We start from the raw sequence: 17,388 nt of genomic DNA on the forward strand, positions 1-17,388 counted from the left end.
GGAGGGATAATATGAAATTAGGAGATGTAATTAAAAGTGCCGATTTTAAAAATGAAAAGCACGTTCCAGTAATAGACGCACCAGAAAAAGTAAAAGCTGGTGAATTATTTAAAGTAGAAGTACAAGTTGGAAAGGATATTCCACATCCAAATACTGTAGAACACCATATTTCATGGATTGATTTATATATTCATTATGAAGGTAATCCAAATACAGTTCATTTAGGAAGATTTGAATTTGGCCCTTCTGTAACAGAGCCGCATGTAATTACACATATAAAACTTGATAAAAAAGGTACTTTAATAGCACACTCTTATTGTAATTTACACGGTTTATGGGAATCAGAAAAAGAAATAGATGTTGAATAAAATAAGCGAGCTTTTGGCTCGCTTATTTTATTAGATTTATTATTTTATTATTTCTTAACATTTTTGTAAAATGTGAATGTTATAATAATCACAAATAAATGTGAATAATTTCTCCTGAGATGAAGGGTGAAAACCTAACATCAAGGGAGGGGAAAGAAAAGGAATATAATATTCCCCTTCCTTGATGTATAAAAAAGGAAGGGGGTTTTTATTTTGGAGAAAAAGATTAGTACCATTTCTATAATTGTATATAACAGAGAATTAGCCTATCAAAAAGTAAGCGATATTTTACACAATTACGGTGAAAAGGTTCTTTTAAGAGTAGGATATCCGATGAAAGAGAAAGACATAGCTATAATATTTTTAATTGTTGAAATGACGACTGATGAATTAGGAGCTTTATCAGGCAAATTAGGTCAGGTTGAATCTGTCAAAGTGAAGACAAATACTTTAAGAATATGAGGTGAGATTATGATGTATTTTATTAAAGATAATGAGAATTTAAAATCTTTTATTCCACAACAGACTATTTTAGATTTATTAGAAAAAACAAAGAATCCTGATCGTGCTAAGGTTAGAGAGATTATTCAAAAATCACTCGATAAAAATAGATTGGATCCTGAAGAAATGGCTACATTATTAAATGTAGAAGATGAAGAGTTACTTGAAGAAGTATTTGAGGGAGCAAGAGAGTTAAAAAGAAGAATATATGGTAATAGAATTGTATTGTTTGCACCGTTGTATATTGGTAATGAATGTATTAATAATTGTCAATATTGTGGTTTTAGAATTACAAATAAAACAATTGAAAGAAGAAGTTTATCGTTAGATGAAGTTGTTGAAGAAGTAAAAGCTTTAGAAAATAAAGGTCATAAAAGATTGATAGTAGTTTTTGGAGAACATCCAAAATATGATGCAAAATTTATGACAGAGACAATTAAGACTATATATAATACAAAGTTTGGTAAGGGTGAAATAAGAAGAGTTAATGTTAATGCTGCGCCTCAAACTGTAGAAGATTATAAGCTGTTTAAAGAAGTAGGAATAGGAACATTTCAAATTTTCCAAGAAACTTATCATTATGAAACGTATAAAAAATATCATTTAAGTGGTCCGAAATCCAATTATTATTGGAGGTTATATGGATTAGATAGAGCATTCAAAGCAGGATTAGATGATGTTGGAATAGGAGCATTGTTTGGATTGTATGATTGGAAATTTGAAGCAATGGGATTATTATACCACACAATACATTTTGAAGAAAGATTTAATGTAGGGCCCCATACAATATCGTTCCCAAGGATGGAACCTGCATTAGATACTCCACTTGCAGAGAGGCCTCCTTATGCAGTTTCTGATAACGATTTTAAAAAATTAGTAGCAATTTTAAGACTTGCTGTTCCATATACTGGATTAATATTAACTGCAAGAGAACCAGTAGAAATAAGGAATGAAGTAATGAAGTTTGGTGTTTCGCAGATAGATGGTGGTTCTTCAATTGGTGTTGGAAGTTATCATGAAACAGATGAAGAAAAATTAAAAAGAAGTCAGTTTTTATTGGGAGATAATAGAACATTAGATCAGATAATAGAAGAATTAGCTGAGGAAGGATATTTGCCATCATTTTGTACAGGATGTTATAGATTAGGAAGGACAGGAGAACATTTCATGGAATTTGCAATTCCTGGTTTTGTTAAAAGATTTTGTACTCCTAATGCTATATTAACATTTTTAGAATATATTGAAGATTATGCCCCTGAGAAAACAAAAATAATTGGTATAAAAAGAATAGAAGAAGAATTAAAAAATATGAATAATAATCCTTTAAAGGAACAATTACTTGAAAAAATCAAAAAAGTAAAAGAAGGAGAGAGAGATCTTTATTTTTAGGCGGTGATGAATATTTCAAAGAGATTAGAGAGATTGAAAATAAAATTAATAGAATTGAAAAAAGAAATGCCGTTGGAGATAAATGAAGTAATTGACTATTTTTTAAAACATATGACTTTAAATTATGAAAAAGTGTTATGGATACTTTCTTTAAATGAAGAAAATTTAAAAGAGAAAATATATAAAGTAGCAGATATAGTAAATAAAACGCTAAATACTGATATTGTAACCTTAAAAGGTGTAATTGAATTTAGCAATTATTGTAAGAAGAGTTGCTATTATTGTGGTATAAGAGTTCAGAATGATATAATAAAAAGGTATAGAATACCTATAGATGAAATTTTTGAAATAGCTAAAAATGGTGTAGAGAGTGGGTTAACAACCATAATATTGCAATCAGGAGAAGATGATTTTTATAGTGATGATGATCTGGAAAAATTAATATTTAGAATTCATCATGAACTTAAAACAGCGGTATCTATTTCTATTGGTGAGAGGAGTAAAGAAGCTTATAAAAGGTTTAGAAATGCTGGTGCTTCAAAGGTGTTGTTGAAACACGAGGCGATTAATAGAAAGATATTTGAAGATGTGCATCCTGATAAGGATTATGATTTGAGAATAGAATTGCTTGATTATTTAGTAGAATTGGGGTATATAACAGGTTCAGGTAATATTATAGGATTACCAGGTCAAACATTAGAAGATATAGCGAAAGATATAATCTTTATGAAAGAACATAATATTAAAATGATAGGAATGGGGCCGTTTATTTCTACACATAATACACCATTGGAAAATTTGGAAAATGGTTCAGCAGAGTTAACATTAAATGCATATGCAGCAACAAGATTAACAATACCATTTGCTCAAATGCCAGCTACAACAGCGCTGGGTACTATAGACAGGAATTATCAATTTAAGGCTTTAAACTGTGGATGTAATGTAATTATGGTTAATTTAACTCCTGACGAATATCGAGAAAATTATAATATATATGATGAAAAAATAAAAGTTGATTTATTGGGAACAGCTCAAAGAATATTGGATATGGGATTAAAAATTCCGCCATATACATTGAGAAATTTATTTATTAAGGAGGCACAGTATGGCTTCTCCAATGAAAGGTTATAGAAAATACATAGCAATAACAGGAAAAAGAAATGTTGGGAAATCGACTTTAATAAATGCTATTTTGAATCAGGATATTGCTATTGTCAGTGATTTTCCTGGAACTACAACAGATCCTGTATATAGAACAATGGAATTAGTTCCTTTAGGGCCTGTAACCATTGTGGATACACCTGGAATAGATGATGAAGGGTTAGTTGGAGAAAAAAGAATAAAAAAGGCTACAAAAGCATTATATAAGGCTGATATAGCATTATTAGTTGTAACAGATGTAATATCTAATTATGAGAAAGAATTAATTGATAATTTTAAAAAATTAAATATTCCATTTTTAATAATAATAAATAAAATAGATGAAATAGAAAATATAGAGAAAATAAAGAAAACATATCTAGAATATACAAGTAAGATAATAGAGATTTCAGCAAAAGAAAAAAAGAATATTGAAAAATTAAAAGAAGAAATTGCAAAATTATTGCCAAATGAAGAAGAAGTACCTTTAATAGCGGATTTAGTAGAACCGGGACAGCTGATTATATTAGTTGTTCCAATAGATCTTGGAGCACCAAAAGGAAGGTTAATAATGCCACAAGTTACTGCAATTAGAGAAATATTAGATAGAGAAGCGATCGCAGTAGTTACAAAGGAAAGAGAGCTAAGGCATACATTAGAAAAATTAAATCAAAAGCCGGATTTGGTAATTACAGATTCTCAAAGTGTAATGAAAGTTGTTTCTGATATTGATTTTGATATACCACTTACTACATTTTCTATATTAGAAGCACGACATAAAGGAGATTTGAAAATATTATCTGAAGGAATAAAAGCGATAGAAAATTTAAATGAAAATGATAAAGTAATAATAATGGAAGGTTGTTCTCATAGACCGTTGACTGAAGATATAGGTCGAGTAAAAATACCAAGATGGCTTACAAATCATTTAGGAATTAATTTAAATATAGAGTTTTTTGCTGGAACGGAATTTCCTGATTATGATATAGTAAAAGATGCAAAATTGATTATTCATTGTGGTGGATGTACTTTAACTAGAAAGAGTATGATAAGAAGAATAAATATTGCTAATATGTATAATATACCAATTGTTAATTATGGAGTTATAATATCTTATTTACATGGTGTCTTAGATAGAGCATTAGAGGTATTTCCAGAATTAAAGAGGGTGTAAAAATGAGAGTCGAAAAAGATTTTATAGGTGAAGTTGAAATTCCAGATGATGTTTATTATGGAATCCATACCTATAGAGCTTTAAATAATTTCCCGAATACAGGTGAGAAATTAAATAATAGCTTTATTTGGGCGTTTTTTATGATAAAAAAAGCAGCTGCTATTTTAAATTTTGAATTAGGATATTTGAATGAAAACGAAAAAAATGCTATTGTTCAAGCATGTGATGAATGGGAGTCTTTAAAAAATCATATAGTAGTTGATCCATTGAGTGGTGGAGCTGGTACATCGATAAATATGAATATAAACGAAGTAATAGCTAATAGAGCTACGGAAATACTTGGAGGAAAGAAATCTGAATATATCATTGATCCCTTAGATCAAGTAAATATGCATCAATCAACTAATGATGTTTTTCCTACAGCTGGAAAAGTAGCAATTATAAAAGAGTTAAGAGAGTTAGTAGAAAATGTGATAAAATTACAGGATTCAATACAAGTTAAAGAAAAAGAATATATTAAAATAAGAAAAATAGGAAGAACACAATTAATGGATGCTGTTCCTATTTTATTAGGTCAAGAATTTGGTGCTTGGGCAGACACTCTAAGCCGGGATAGATGGAGATTATATAAAGTTGAAGAGAGAATAAGAAGTGTAAATATTGGAGGTACAGCAATAGGAACAGGAATAGCTGCACCAAAAGAATATATTTTGAAAATAGTAAATAAGGTTAGAGAAATAACAAAAATTGGCATAGCAAAAGCAGAAAATTTAATAGATGCAACACAAAATTTAGATGTATTTTCTGAAGTTAGCGGATTATTAAAATCTTTAGCAGTAAATTTAGTAAAAATATCTAATGATATAAGGGTTTTAGGTTCAAATGCAGTAAATGAAATTAAATTACCAAAAATACAAGCAGGGAGTTCTATAATGCCTGGTAAAGTAAATCCAGTTATACCAGAATATGTTATACAATTATCAACTAGTGTGATATCTTTTGATAATTTAATTACATATGCGTCAAGTATGGGAAATTTAGAGTTGAATCATTTAACACCTATGATTATTCATTATACGTTAAAATCAATAGATTTTCTAAAAAAAGCAACATATTCCCTAAAAAATTATATAGAATTAATTCAACCAAACGAAGAAAAATGCCATGAAAACTTAGTTAAATCATTTACTTTGGTAACCCCATTAATAGAAATATTTGGATATAATGAAGTATCAGAGAGCTTAAAAGAAAATAATTTCGACATAGAAAAGACAGTAAAAGATTTATCAAAAAAGAGGAATTTTGATTTTAAAGAGATAATGAATAAAATAAATTCAAATAGATCTGCAGGATTAGGATATCGCCTAAAGTGAATCTTTAGGCGTATCTAAATATATAGTTTGACTTGGAAAAGCAAAATCTATATCATTGTGTTTGGAAAATTCATCTAAAATGTTTTCCCATATTTCATGGGCAGTTCCTCTTCTTTTACGCGGATGACATAAATATCTGATTGTTAATAAAATACCGCTGTCCTCAACGCTTGTATAAACTATCGGTGTTAGTTTTTTATAATATATCATATATTTTGCAGCAGCTTTTTTTAATTTTTCTTCAGCTTCTTTACTTAAATGTTCGGAATGTTCAGTTGCTATGTTTAATAATATTTCTTTTGCTTTTTTCCAATTGCTATTAAATGTAACAAGAACAGGAATTTCATTCCATATATATCTAAAATCTTTTGTATAATTTGCCAGATTTTGATTGAAGATTATTCCATTAGGAATATGAACGATTCTCCCTGTACTTTGATCTGCATTAACCCAATTCCCTATTTCAAGAATAGTAAAATTTAATATACTTATATCTATAACATCACCTGAAAAATTCCCAATTTCTATTCTATCGCCGATTTCAAACGGTTTTTTTGAAATTATATAAATCCATCCAGCAAAATTTGTAATAAGCTCTTTCAAAGCTATAGCTAAACCAGCAGAAAATAACCCTAAAAATGTTGATAAAGATTGAAATCCCACAAACCATATTCTACCAACTGCTAAAAAAACTATAATAACTAATAAATAATTAGTTGTCTTATTCCAATAATATTTATATTTTGGTTCTTTTATTTTTTCTATAATGAGTTTTTCATTTATTTTTTTCAATAAATATATAATAAATATTACTATAAATGAATATAGTATTTTCTCTCCGTAGTTACTATTTATAAAACTATTCAAAAAATCCATAATTCACCCCATTTTAATCTAAAATTTTTTTAATTAATATATCTAAAGTAAATGGTTTTAAAATATAATTATCTATATTATACTTTGATAGTTTTCTTAAAGTTTCAGGTGATTTATCAGAACCTAAAATATTTATTTTCATGTCTTTAAAAAAGATGTTATTTTCTAATTTGTACAAAAAATTTGTTAAATCATCAAAGTCATTATAATCAACGAAAATACTATATACATTTTTACAATTATTAAATAAATATCTATATCCTTCCAAAAAATCTTTTGCTTCAATAACATTATAATTTAATTTTTCTCCTACAGCTTTAATTATTTTTCTAATTGTAGTGGATTCACTAATTACTAAAATTTCTTTTTTAAAAATAGTTTTTAGTAGTAGATTAACTAAAATATTTAATAATACTTTTTCTGATAAATCATATATGATTCTGATATTTCCTATTAGTTTTTCAATATTTGTATTTTTATCCTTTATATAAATCAATGAAGGAAGATTTTTTAATAATTCTATATTTTCTAAATAAATATCAATGTCTGTAAAAATAATATTTTTCCCTTTAATATTTTTAATATCGTTTAATATTGTAATTGGATAATTAATCTTTTTTGAAATTTTATCAAGCACATTAATTAATTCTTTATCTTGGCTAAAGATATTTAATTTAACATCTATGCTTTTGAGTATATAAGGTAATAATCTGGATAATATATTGTTTTTTGAAAATGGCTTAACTATAAAATCATTTATTCCCTTTTTTACTGCTAATAACACACTCTCCTTTTTGTATTTTTCTCCGGTAATCATAATAATTGGTATATTTTTTGTTTTTTCATTATGTTTTAATACATCTAAAAATTCAATACCGCTTTCTCCAGGTAAATTCCAATCTAAAAATATTAAAGAAATATCTTCTTTTTCTAATATTACATTAGCTTTTAATGTGTTCTCAGCAAATAATATTTCTATATATTCAGAAAATTCATAAAAACAATATTTTATATATTCTCTTGAAGTATTTGAGTCATCAATAACCAGAAATTTTCCCATATTATTCCCCCGCATTTTAATAAAATCATCATAAATATTATATCATAAATAAAAAAATTATATTATAGAAATACTGAGTTAAAAATTTATATATATAATTCTTAGAGAAAATATAAAGGAGGTTTTTTTAATGCAAGTATCTTTAGATCAATTGATAAATGTTATAATGGCAAAATTAGAAGGTTTAGAAATGTCTCTCGAAGATTTAAAATTCAGAACTAATATAGCTTTAAGGGTTTTATACAAAAATGAATTATTGACAGAAGATAATTTAGTAGAGGCTATAAAAGATGAATTTAAAGCAAATACCGAATTAGAAGGAAAGGCTATTGAATTACCTGATGAAAAAGCAAAAGAAATGTCTAAAGATATTTTAAATTGGATTAAAATTGATTTAGAAGAAATGAAGAAAAAAATGAAAGAGTATGAAGAACAATTAAAGCAATTGATGCAGCAAGCAGAAGCACCAGATATTAGCGTTGCTCCGCCTGATTTATTGAATCAATTAGATCAGATGAAAAAAACAAATAATAAAGGTAATAGTGGATTGATATTTTAAAAAGCTCGCATTTTTGCGAGCTTCTTTATTTAATATTAGGATTTCCGGTATGTTGTATATTAAATTTATATTGATTAATTGGATTATCATTGACATCGATAATCGCTATTACACCATTTGAAGATGCACAATATAAAAATCCATTTTTATCCATAGATAAATTATGTGAATATCCAAGATTAAAAATCTTTTCTATTTTTCCATTATTTCTATTAATAAATAAAATTTCATGAGTTAAATTATTAATAATAACATATTTATCGGTCAAAACCCCAGTGCCAGAAAAATATCCAACTTTAGATTTCCAGAGTATTTTTCCATCTTTTAAAGCATAAAGATATAAATCTTTTGAAGTAACATAAATAGTATGCGTTTTATTATCAATTAAAGGAAATGAATATGGAATATTTTCCATTTTATAAGAAAATAACATCTTTCCATTTTTATCGAGTACTGTAAAAGTTTTATCAGGACCGTTAATATATATATTATTATCAATATCTATATTATAGAAGTCAGTTTTACCATTTAAAGATAATTCAAATATTATATTAAAATTTTTATCTATTTTTTTTAGATTACCATTAATATCTAGATCTATAATGTTTCCTTCATAATCTATTAGAGGACTTCTTTTAGAAGTCGTTGTATTAATTGATGAAATGATATTTTCTTTTTCTATAAGATAAAGGTATTTACTCCATAAATGAATTAAATATCTATTTTCGTTTAAAATAGTAACGCCAGAATAAGGATCTGAAATATCGACTTCTTTAATTTTTTTCGATTTTAAATCTACTATAGTTAAATTTTTTCGAAAATTTGAAATATAAATATTATCATTATAGATTACAGGAAAATCAAACGAATATGAGCTAATGTTGTATTTATTTAAAATTTTTCCAGAATATGATAGTTCATATAAATTTTTAGAATAACCAGATACATATAATTTTTCGTTGTATGTAGAAATTCCACTGTAAAAAACATCAGGTAAAATAAATAAATTTATTATAGAATTTGAAATGAATTTAATATTTGGATTTTTAATAATTTCATTTTCTAAAATAATTTTGTTATCTTTGATTTCATAATTATCTAAGAAATAATTTTTATCATTAACATTAAGCCTAAATAATTTTTTAGATTTGATTTTTAAAGGCGAAAAAGAATGGTCTTTTAAAAATAAAATATTACTTTTTTGGATTTGAATAGAAAAATTATATATATAGAAATTAAATAATGAATTTTTTATAGATATAGAATCATAAAAGAAATAATCGCCATTAGTTAAATACAGAATATTTTTATTTTCACTTGAAATATTTGGTCTAAAAGATGATTGTATAGACTCTGAAGGTAAGATTAAAATACCATAATCGGTATTTACTTTCCAGAATTTATCAGAAATAATTTCAAGTGGTGAGAAGTGAAATCTCCCAAAATTGGTAGCTAAAATTTTTGATTCTACTCTTTTTTTTGATATTATGATTTTTAAATCTTTTTTTGAAATTCTATATGTTTTTTCTGAATTTTTAAAAACAAAGTAATCATTTTCTATTTTTTTCAATATGCCTTTAAAGGTATAATTATTTACTAGTGAAAAAAACATATTTGACTTTTCTTCTGGACTAAATTCAACATTTTTTATTTCTTGTATGGGTAATTTTGAAACTTTTCCGTTAACTTTAAAAAAAAGTTGTGTATTAGTCATTGAAAGAAATTCTCCATTTAAAATTTCACCTGAAAAAGAAACGATTTTTATTCCAAACAAAATCGTTATGTTCACTAAAATTAAAATAAATATTAATATTTTTTTCATATCGTTCCTCCTTTTATTAATATATCACCTGATTAATTAATATTATATCATGATAATATGTAAAAGTGGAGCATAGAATTGAAGATTTTATATATGAAATGAATAAAAAAATAAAAGATAAGGTAAATTTTAGTTTAAAATTCAATTACATTATTATTAATAGGTATAAGTGAAGGTAGTAGTGGGATTGAAGAGTTAAAAATTTAACAATAAAAATAAAAAAACTTGACAAAAAAAATAAAATATATTAAAATATTAAGAGAGAATAAAAAAAACGGGGCAATAAACCCCGTATTGGTGGGCTCGGGTGGATTCGAACCACCGACCTCCCGGTTATGAGCCGGAAGCTCTCACCAACTGAGCTACGAGCCCAAATAACTTAAGCGATTAGATTATAACATCTAATTTTATTTTTGTCAAGTGTTTTTTTGAAGGGAGTGATAAAAAAATGAAAACATTAGATGTTAAAAGTAAAGAAAATTTTAATAATACAGATCCAATTAAAATAACATTAAACAAATATCCGAGAGTTCTTGTATTAAAAGCTGCATTTGAAACGTTAAAAGAGGGAAATAAAGTAACATTGGTAGAGTTAGAAAGAAAAATAGTATTGTTTTTGAACTATTCATATAATATTAACAAAAAAAGATCCCATTAAATATTGCTTGGGATCTTTTTTATTTTATTGTGTTTTTGGTATTTAAGAAAGGTTATTGTTTTTTAAAAAAAATATGGTAAAATAATCCTGTCAATAAAATCGAAGGAGGAAAAAAAATGAACTTTGAAAAGTATATTAGAGATATTCCTGATTTTCCGAAACCAGGTATTATATTTAAAGATATCACACCCTTATTGGCAACACCAGAGGCTTTTAGAGAAGTAATAGATGCTATGGCTGAAAGGGTAAAAGATTTAGATTTTGATACGATATTAGTTCCAGAAGCTAGAGGATTTTTATTTGGCTCAGCATTAGCTTATAAATTAGGGAAAAAATTAGTTCCTGTAAGAAAGCCTGGTAAGCTTCCTTACGATGTTGTAGAAGTATCTTATTCTTTGGAATATGGTGAAGCTAAGATACAAATGCATAAAGATGCTTTATCAAAAAGTGAAAAAGTTTTAATTGTGGATGATGTATTAGCTACAGGAGGCACTATAAAAGCAATAGAAACTTTAGTAAAAAAGTTAGAAGCAGAAGTTTCAGGTGTTTTATGTTTAATTGAACTGAGTTTTTTGAATCCAAGGGAAAAATTGTCTGAGGTTAAGGTAGAAAGTATATTGGTATATTAATTTTCACTTTATTATGGTGAATGGGAGGGGTAATATGAAAGGTATAAAATTTGATTTCACAAATATGTTTTATCCCAATATTGAAAAAGGAATAAAATATGAAGAGATAAATGAATATAAAGATAAAATAGAAAAAATAGTTTCTGAAATATTAGAAGAAGAACCAGGTTTTTTGAAACTTCCTAAAAATACAAAGTATTTGGATAAAATATTGGATATTCAGGAATGGGTTCAATCGTTCGAAAGTTTTGTAGTATTGGGTATTGGAGGTTCAGCATTAGGAAATATAGCGTTGCAAACAACACTAAATCCTTTAAATTATAACTATAGAAATGATAGAAAAACACCAAAAATATTTATTGTTGATAATGTGGATCCTGATTTTGTTGCTTCTGTTTTAGATCAAATAGATCCACACACTACATTGTTCAATGTTATTTCAAAATCAGGGACAACAGCAGAAGCTATGTCAAACTATCTTATTGCAAGAGGTATTCTAGAAAGTTATGGATTAGATCCTAAAAAACATATAGTATTTACAACTGATCCTGAAAATGGCATTTTAAGAAAAATTGCTCAAGAAGAAGGAATTGAAACTCTGGAAATTCCACCTGAAGTAGGTGGAAGATTTAGTGTTTTAACTCCAGTAGGATTATTATCCGCATTGGCGGGCGGTATAGATATAATCGATTTGTTAAATGGTGCGAAAACCATGCTTGAAAAAGTTTCAAATAAGAATATTTATGAAAATCCAGCTGCATTGAATGCGCTACTTCATTTCCTCTATTATAAAAAAGGTTATAATATATCAGTAATGATGCCATATTCTAACAAATTGTTGTTATTGGCTGATTGGTACAGACAATTATGGGCAGAAAGTTTAGGAAAGAAATATGATATAAATGGTGAAGTTGTAAATGTTGGTCAAACACCGGTAAAAGCATTAGGAGCAACTGATCAACATTCTCAAGTTCAATTGTATAATGAAGGACCAGATGATAAAATTATTACATTTATTAAATTAGAAAAATTCGAAAGGGATATAAAAATTCCGAAAATACATGAAGAATACTCTGCATTATCTTATCTTGGTGGAAAGACATTATCAGAGTTGCTGAATACAGAATTATTTGGAACGGAATATGCTTTAACAGAACATGGAAAACCGAACATGAAAGTAATTTTTCCAGAAATTAATGCTTTTAATGTTGGACAATTTTTCTTTGCATATGAATTTCAAACAGCAATTATGGGGAAATTATTGGAGATAGATGCATATGATCAGCCAGGAGTGGAATTAGGTAAAAAAGTTACATATGCTCTTATGGGAAGAGAAGGATATGAAGAATTTTCTAAAGAAGTGAAACAAAAAGTAGAGAAAAAGGAAAAGTTCATACTATGAAAATAATAGGTATAACAGGATACGCTGGTAGCGGAAAAAGCACAATAGCCAGGATTCTTAGGAATCTTGGCTATGTTGTTATAGATTTAGACGTTGAAGGACATGAAATTCTTAAAGAAGACGAAACTAAAAAGAAATTAGAAAAATTTTTTGGTAAAAAAATATTTGAAAATAATGAAATTAGAAGAGATAAATTGGCGAAGATTGTATTTGAAAATAAGAATAAATTAGAATTATTGAATTCAATATTACATCCAATAATAAAGGAAAGAGTGAAAAATAAAATAAAAAAAAGTGACGAAGAAATAATATTTATTGATGGAGCTTTAATTGAAAAGATAGGTTTGGATGAAATCTGTGATTATATTATTTTTATAGAATCTTCAGAAGAAAAAAGATTAAAGCGTCTTGTAGAATTACGAAAAATACCTGTAAGAAAAGCAAAAAATATTATAGATTCTCAAAGAAATATAAAATATAAATATGACTTTAAAATAGTTAATAATAATGGATTAGATGTAATTAAAAAAGAATTATTAAAAATACTAAAAAAAATTTAATTTGATTTTACATTATTTTATGTAGTATAATATTATGTTAAACAAATCTATTCAGGAGGTGTTATTTGTGAAGAAACTACTTTTAGTAACATTATTGTTGTTTGTTATGGTTTTTTCTTTTGGTGAAAAAATTAAAGTAGAATTTTGGCATGCCATGGGTGGGGGACATGGAAAAGCATTGGAAGAGTTAGTGGCAGCATTCAATAGAGAAAATCCTTATGTTGAAGTTGTTCCAGTTTATGTAGGTAATTATGGTGCATTGTCAAGAAAATTATTGAGTACTGTTGTTGCATATAATGAAGGTACAAGAGATAATTTGCCAGTTATAGCACAAGCATACTCAAACTGGACATCAAAATATCTTCAAAGTGAAGGTATAGTAGAGCCATTAAACAAATTTATTTATGGAGATTCTGAATTTAAAGAAGTATGGGAAAATCAAATATACAAAGTATTTAAAGATATGTGTACATGGGGAGATACAATTTATTCCATTCCATTTAATAAAAGTGTATATACCAATTATTATAACGTAGATTTATTTGATTTATATGGTGTGGAACCTCCAAAGACATTGGATGAATTATATGATGTTGCAAAACAATTGACGGAAGATATTGATGGAGATGGGCAAATTGATCAGTATGGTTTAGGTTTTAGAACAACAGTTGATGATTTCCAGACATTTTTATATGCAATGAATGGAAGAGTATTAGACTATGCAGGAAATGGAAAATGGAAAATAGTTTTAAATAAAGAAACTACAATAAAAGCATTAAATTTTATGCATAAATTAAAAGCAGATGAAGTAGCTTTTGTTCAAGGTGGATACTTAAATGATCCATTTGGTAATGGGCAAATTGCGATGTATATGGGGACAATTGCAGGAAAACCATATGTAGAAAAATCAATAAAAGGTAAATATGAATGGACATGGGCACCATTACCATCAGTAGATGGAGTACCACATTCTCCAATAGCCGGAACAGATTTAATAATGTTTGCATGGGCAGATAAAGCACAAAAGCAAGCAGCATGGATGTTCATGAAATTCTTATTAGATAAAGTAAATCAAGCATATTGGGCAGTAAATACAGGCTATGTTCCAGTTAGAAAAGATGTAGTAGAAACTTCACAATGGAAATCATATATTGCAAATGATGAAAAACCAACAATAGCATTGAATTCATTAAAAACAGCAGTTCCAGATCCAAAACCAGCAGCATGGTATGATATTAGAAACGCTTTGGGGACAATTACAAGTGATTTCTTATATGACAAAATTACTGCTGAAGATGCATATAACAGAATGATTGAAGAAATAAAGAATTTATTAGTTGAAAACGAGGAATTAGCTGAATAATTTCTATAAATTGGGGCGCAATGCGCCCTATTTTTTTGCATCGTCATATTGTTACAAAAAATTAACTTATTAAATATATCAGGTGATTTGACAATGATATAAAATGATGATATAATTTGTTTATAAAATGATAAAAAGGAGGTTAATTTTTATGGCAAGAAGGCCAAATCCAACATTAAGAGCAAAAAGAAAAGAAAATTTAATGGATTCTATAATAAAAATTATAACTGAAGAGTCAATAGCAGAAGCAACTACAAGACATATCTCAGAAATGTCAAATTTAACAATAGCATCGTTACATTATTATTTTGGTTCAAAAGATGGGGCTCTTGTAGCAACAGGAGAAAGTATTTTGGAAGATTGGATAAATGAAATTTTTAAAAAACGAACATTAACTGCAGAAGAAAAAATAAGGAGAATTTATACTCCTCCAAAATATATGATCGCTTTTTCTCAAATATTAACATACCCTTATAGGCAAAAGGAAGTTTCCAGAAAAGCCAGGCTTTTAGATATGAATTTTACTAATACTATAAAAGAATTTTTGAAAATGCATGAAATTGGGTTGGACAGAATAGAAGATAATTCTGAATTAATAAAAACTTTTTTGATTGGATTGAGTTTTAAAATAATTGTTAATCCAGATGTATTAGATGCGGAGCTCACAAATCTTAAAAACTTTTTTAATAAAAAAGAAGAACTACCAGATATTAAAGGATTTAAATGAGGAATTTTTATTCCTCGTTTTTTTTTAAAAAAAGGGAGTATTACGAAGATATTTAGATTTATCTTATTGTAATCATTCTTTATAAATAGTGATAGAATTTTGTTGAATAATACTTTTGTTATAGAATATATTCTTGTAATGCACTTTAGATTATGCAAAGAAGGTGAAAAGATGTTTTTCTATTTATTACCAGCGATATTTTTTGGCTGGTCTTTGGGAGCTAATGATGCAGCTAATATATTTGGAACAGCGGTATCTAATAGAGTAGTAAAGTATAGAATTGCTACTATAATATCTGCAATTTTTATTTTAATTGGAGCGATTTTAGGTGGAGCTAAAGGTATAGAAACAATTAGTAATGTAACATCCCAAAGTTTATTATCAGGTTCTATATCTGTATTATCCGCTGCAATTACAGTAACGGTAATGACTTATTTTGGTGTTCCGGTGTCTTCATCCCAAGCAATAGTTGGTTCTATAATGGCTGTTGGTTTAATAGAAGGTGGGGTTAATTGGGGAATTATAACTAAGCTTGTATTAGCATGGGTAGGAACCCCGATAGGCGGAGCTATTTTTGGTTATCTTTCATATATAATTTTGTCTATTCCATTTAATAAGATAAAATCTATTTATGTGAAAGAAAGAGTAGTTCAAATTGCTACTTTAGTTATTGGAGCATATGGAGCGTATTCATTAGGGGCAAATAATGTTGCGAATATTACAGGTGTATTTGCGAGTAGTATAGGAGTAAGTATGGCTGCATTAATAGGTGGTTTAGCAATATCTTTTGGAGTTTTAACCTATAGTTATAAAGTTATGATGACAGTTGGAAAACAAATAATAGAACTTGATTATTTTTCTGCTCTTATTGCTGTATTGGGTGAGTCAATAACAGTATGGATATATGCGTTATTGGGTATTCCAGTTTCAACTTCCCAGGCAATAGTAGGAGCTGTAATAGGTGCAGGATATGCAAGAGGGTCAAGATTGGCAAATAAAAAAGTATTATTAAAGATAGTAGTTGCATGGGTGAATACTCCAGTATCAGCAGGTTTAATTACGTCTTTAATATATTTTCTATTTAAAGTTGTTTTTAAAATAAATATTTAGTAGGAGGTGTTTAACCTATGGGATTATTTTTTGGTAAGAAAGAAAAAAATATAATAGAATTGTTCAATAAACATCTTGACGCTGTTGATAATACAATTGAAGAGCTTGTTGAACTTATAAGAAATTTAGATAAAGATTTTCAAAAAGTTAAAGAATTAGCTGAACAAGTTAGAAATGCTGAAACAGAAGCAGATCATATAAGAAGACAAGCGGAATCAGAAATGTATTCAGGAGCATTTTTGCCAAACTTTAGAGGAGATTTACTTGGAACTATAGAAGCTATGGATAGAATTGCAAATAAAGCAGAAACAGTTGCAGATGAAATAGAATTGCAATCTATGGAAGTTCCTGAGGAAATATTAGAAGATTTAGAAGAGTTAATTCTAAAGTCACAGGTGACTTATAAAGCTGTTAAAGAAGCAGCTAAAGAAATGTTTGAAGATTTTGAAAAAGCAAATGAAATGATATTAAAAACAGAAAATTATGAACATGAAACAGATATTATTGAGAGAAGTACAATAAGGAAAATATTTTCATTAGACATATCTTTAGCCGAAAAGATTCAATTAAAAAAATTGGTTCATAGAATAGCCGATATCTCAGATACATCAGAAGATGTTTCTGATAGAATTCAAATTATTATATATAAAAGAAAAGTTTAAAATAGCCCCCGAAGG

18 protein-coding genes and 1 tRNA gene are annotated in these 17,388 nt (G+C 27.3%); 15 read left to right on the forward strand and 4 right to left on the reverse strand.

The features are described from left to right. Positions 1 to 11: 11 nt before the first annotated feature. From JRV97_RS08925 to JRV97_RS08950, 6 genes are all read left to right on the forward strand, one after another. Positions 12 to 368 (forward strand): class II SORL domain-containing protein, encoded by a 357-nt coding sequence (locus tag JRV97_RS08925; protein ID WP_280998158.1) that lies wholly within the window; start codon positions 12 to 14, stop codon positions 366 to 368. A 213-nt stretch (positions 369 to 581) separates the two neighbouring features. Next, positions 582 to 830 carry a TM1266 family iron-only hydrogenase system putative regulator gene (locus JRV97_RS08930; protein ID WP_280998160.1) on the forward strand — a complete coding sequence of 83 codons (249 nt, stop codon included), beginning with the start codon at positions 582 to 584 and terminating at the stop codon, positions 828 to 830. A gap of 9 nt (positions 831 to 839) precedes the next feature. After that, positions 840 to 2,258, forward strand: coding sequence for a [FeFe] hydrogenase H-cluster radical SAM maturase HydG (hydG, locus tag JRV97_RS08935; RefSeq protein WP_280998162.1), 1,419 nt, complete (start codon positions 840 to 842; stop codon positions 2,256 to 2,258). Positions 2,259 to 2,264: 6 nt separating this feature from the next. After that, positions 2,265 to 3,389 (forward strand): [FeFe] hydrogenase H-cluster radical SAM maturase HydE, encoded by a 1,125-nt coding sequence (gene hydE / locus JRV97_RS08940; RefSeq protein WP_280998164.1) that lies wholly within the window; start codon positions 2,265 to 2,267, stop codon positions 3,387 to 3,389. Next, positions 3,364 to 4,572: a [FeFe] hydrogenase H-cluster maturation GTPase HydF gene (gene hydF / locus JRV97_RS08945; protein ID WP_280998166.1), complete on the forward strand. Its 1,209-nt coding sequence runs from the start codon at positions 3,364 to 3,366 to the stop codon at positions 4,570 to 4,572. Before hydE ends, hydF begins: the two co-directional genes overlap by 26 nt. 2 nt (positions 4,573 to 4,574) lie before the next feature. Then, positions 4,575 to 5,945: an aspartate ammonia-lyase gene (locus tag JRV97_RS08950; protein WP_280998168.1), complete on the forward strand. Its 1,371-nt coding sequence runs from the start codon at positions 4,575 to 4,577 to the stop codon at positions 5,943 to 5,945. Here JRV97_RS08950 and JRV97_RS08955 read toward each other — a convergent pair. Next, entirely contained in the window at positions 5,937 to 6,821 is an 885-nt protein-coding gene (locus JRV97_RS08955; protein ID WP_280998170.1) for a mechanosensitive ion channel family protein, read from the reverse strand. The two genes, JRV97_RS08950 and JRV97_RS08955, sit on opposite strands and share 9 nt — an antisense overlap. 13 nt (positions 6,822 to 6,834) lie before the next feature. Next, complete coding sequence (locus JRV97_RS08960) at positions 6,835 to 7,881, reverse strand: response regulator (protein ID WP_280998172.1); 1,047 nt, start codon at positions 7,879 to 7,881, stop codon at positions 6,835 to 6,837. A 130-nt stretch (positions 7,882 to 8,011) separates the two neighbouring features. Here JRV97_RS08960 and JRV97_RS08965 point away from each other — a divergent pair, with 130 nt between their 5' ends. Next, complete coding sequence (locus JRV97_RS08965) at positions 8,012 to 8,440, forward strand: hypothetical protein (protein ID WP_280998174.1); 429 nt, start codon at positions 8,012 to 8,014, stop codon at positions 8,438 to 8,440. Positions 8,441 to 8,465: 25 nt separating this feature from the next. Here the strand turns inward: JRV97_RS08965 and JRV97_RS08970 are convergent, their stop codons facing one another. Together JRV97_RS08970 and JRV97_RS08975 are read right to left on the reverse strand one after the other, a co-directional pair. After that, complete coding sequence (locus JRV97_RS08970) at positions 8,466 to 10,262, reverse strand: hypothetical protein (protein ID WP_280998176.1); 1,797 nt, start codon at positions 10,260 to 10,262, stop codon at positions 8,466 to 8,468. Positions 10,263 to 10,557: 295 nt separating this feature from the next. Continuing rightward, positions 10,558 to 10,634: transfer RNA gene (locus tag JRV97_RS08975), tRNA-Ile, on the reverse strand. Between the two features lie 76 nt (positions 10,635 to 10,710). Here JRV97_RS08975 and JRV97_RS08980 point away from each other — a divergent pair. The 8 genes from JRV97_RS08980 to JRV97_RS09015 all read left to right on the forward strand — a co-directional run bounded on the left by JRV97_RS08980 (position 10,711) and on the right by JRV97_RS09015 (position 17,373). Further along, positions 10,711 to 10,920, forward strand: a complete 210-nt coding sequence (locus JRV97_RS08980; protein ID WP_280998178.1) for a hypothetical protein — start codon at positions 10,711 to 10,713, stop codon at positions 10,918 to 10,920. Positions 10,921 to 11,036: 116 nt separating this feature from the next. Next, positions 11,037 to 11,549, forward strand: a complete 513-nt coding sequence (locus JRV97_RS08985) for an adenine phosphoribosyltransferase (RefSeq protein WP_280998180.1) — start codon at positions 11,037 to 11,039, stop codon at positions 11,547 to 11,549. Positions 11,550 to 11,583: 34 nt separating this feature from the next. Next, positions 11,584 to 12,951 (forward strand): glucose-6-phosphate isomerase, encoded by a 1,368-nt coding sequence (locus JRV97_RS08990; RefSeq protein ID WP_280998182.1) that lies wholly within the window; start codon positions 11,584 to 11,586, stop codon positions 12,949 to 12,951. Next, positions 12,948 to 13,511: a dephospho-CoA kinase gene (gene coaE, locus JRV97_RS08995; protein WP_280998184.1), complete on the forward strand. Its 564-nt coding sequence runs from the start codon at positions 12,948 to 12,950 to the stop codon at positions 13,509 to 13,511. The genes JRV97_RS08990 and coaE overlap by 4 nt, the downstream gene beginning before the upstream one ends. A 67-nt stretch (positions 13,512 to 13,578) precedes the next feature. Beyond that, a complete protein-coding gene (locus JRV97_RS09000; protein ID WP_280998186.1) occupies positions 13,579 to 14,874 on the forward strand; it encodes an ABC transporter substrate-binding protein in 1,296 nt (431 codons plus the stop codon). A gap of 151 nt (positions 14,875 to 15,025) precedes the next feature. Next, on the forward strand, positions 15,026 to 15,601 hold the full coding sequence (locus tag JRV97_RS09005) for a TetR/AcrR family transcriptional regulator (RefSeq protein WP_280998188.1): 576 nt from the start codon (positions 15,026 to 15,028) through the stop codon (positions 15,599 to 15,601). A 171-nt stretch (positions 15,602 to 15,772) separates the two neighbouring features. Further along, positions 15,773 to 16,711, forward strand: coding sequence for an inorganic phosphate transporter (locus tag JRV97_RS09010; protein ID WP_280998190.1), 939 nt, complete (start codon positions 15,773 to 15,775; stop codon positions 16,709 to 16,711). 17 nt (positions 16,712 to 16,728) lie between these two features. After that, positions 16,729 to 17,373, forward strand: coding sequence for a TIGR00153 family protein (locus JRV97_RS09015; RefSeq protein WP_280998192.1), 645 nt, complete (start codon positions 16,729 to 16,731; stop codon positions 17,371 to 17,373). Positions 17,374 to 17,388 lie beyond the last annotated feature (15 nt).

The sequence above is a fragment of the Marinitoga aeolica genome, assembly GCF_029910535.1.
In the GTDB taxonomy this organism is placed as follows: domain Bacteria; phylum Thermotogota; class Thermotogae; order Petrotogales; family Petrotogaceae; genus Marinitoga; species Marinitoga aeolica.

Excerpts from the sequence above, each read along its gene's own strand:
- JRV97_RS08925 (WP_280998158.1), top strand. The coding sequence starts at position 12 with ATGAAATTAGGAGATGTAATTAAAAGTGCCGATTTTAAAAATGAAAAG.
- hydG (WP_280998162.1), top strand. The coding sequence starts at position 840 with ATGATGTATTTTATTAAAGATAATGAGAATTTAAAATCTTTTATTCCA.
- hydE (WP_280998164.1), top strand. The coding sequence starts at position 2,265 with ATGAATATTTCAAAGAGATTAGAGAGATTGAAAATAAAATTAATAGAA.
- hydF (WP_280998166.1), top strand. The coding sequence starts at position 3,364 with ATGGCTTCTCCAATGAAAGGTTATAGAAAATACATAGCAATAACAGGA.
- JRV97_RS08950 (WP_280998168.1), top strand. The coding sequence starts at position 4,575 with ATGAGAGTCGAAAAAGATTTTATAGGTGAAGTTGAAATTCCAGATGAT.
- JRV97_RS08955 (WP_280998170.1), bottom strand. The coding sequence starts at position 6,821 with ATGGATTTTTTGAATAGTTTTATAAATAGTAACTACGGAGAGAAAATA.
- JRV97_RS08960 (WP_280998172.1), bottom strand. The coding sequence starts at position 7,881 with ATGGGAAAATTTCTGGTTATTGATGACTCAAATACTTCAAGAGAATAT.
- JRV97_RS08965 (WP_280998174.1), top strand. The coding sequence starts at position 8,012 with ATGCAAGTATCTTTAGATCAATTGATAAATGTTATAATGGCAAAATTA.
- JRV97_RS08970 (WP_280998176.1), bottom strand. The coding sequence starts at position 10,262 with ATGAAAAAAATATTAATATTTATTTTAATTTTAGTGAACATAACGATT.
- JRV97_RS08980 (WP_280998178.1), top strand. The coding sequence starts at position 10,711 with ATGAAAACATTAGATGTTAAAAGTAAAGAAAATTTTAATAATACAGAT.
- JRV97_RS08985 (WP_280998180.1), top strand. The coding sequence starts at position 11,037 with ATGAACTTTGAAAAGTATATTAGAGATATTCCTGATTTTCCGAAACCA.
- JRV97_RS08990 (WP_280998182.1), top strand. The coding sequence starts at position 11,584 with ATGAAAGGTATAAAATTTGATTTCACAAATATGTTTTATCCCAATATT.
- coaE (WP_280998184.1), top strand. The coding sequence starts at position 12,948 with ATGAAAATAATAGGTATAACAGGATACGCTGGTAGCGGAAAAAGCACA.
- JRV97_RS09005 (WP_280998188.1), top strand. The coding sequence starts at position 15,026 with ATGGCAAGAAGGCCAAATCCAACATTAAGAGCAAAAAGAAAAGAAAAT.
- JRV97_RS09010 (WP_280998190.1), top strand. The coding sequence starts at position 15,773 with ATGTTTTTCTATTTATTACCAGCGATATTTTTTGGCTGGTCTTTGGGA.
- JRV97_RS09015 (WP_280998192.1), top strand. The coding sequence starts at position 16,729 with ATGGGATTATTTTTTGGTAAGAAAGAAAAAAATATAATAGAATTGTTC.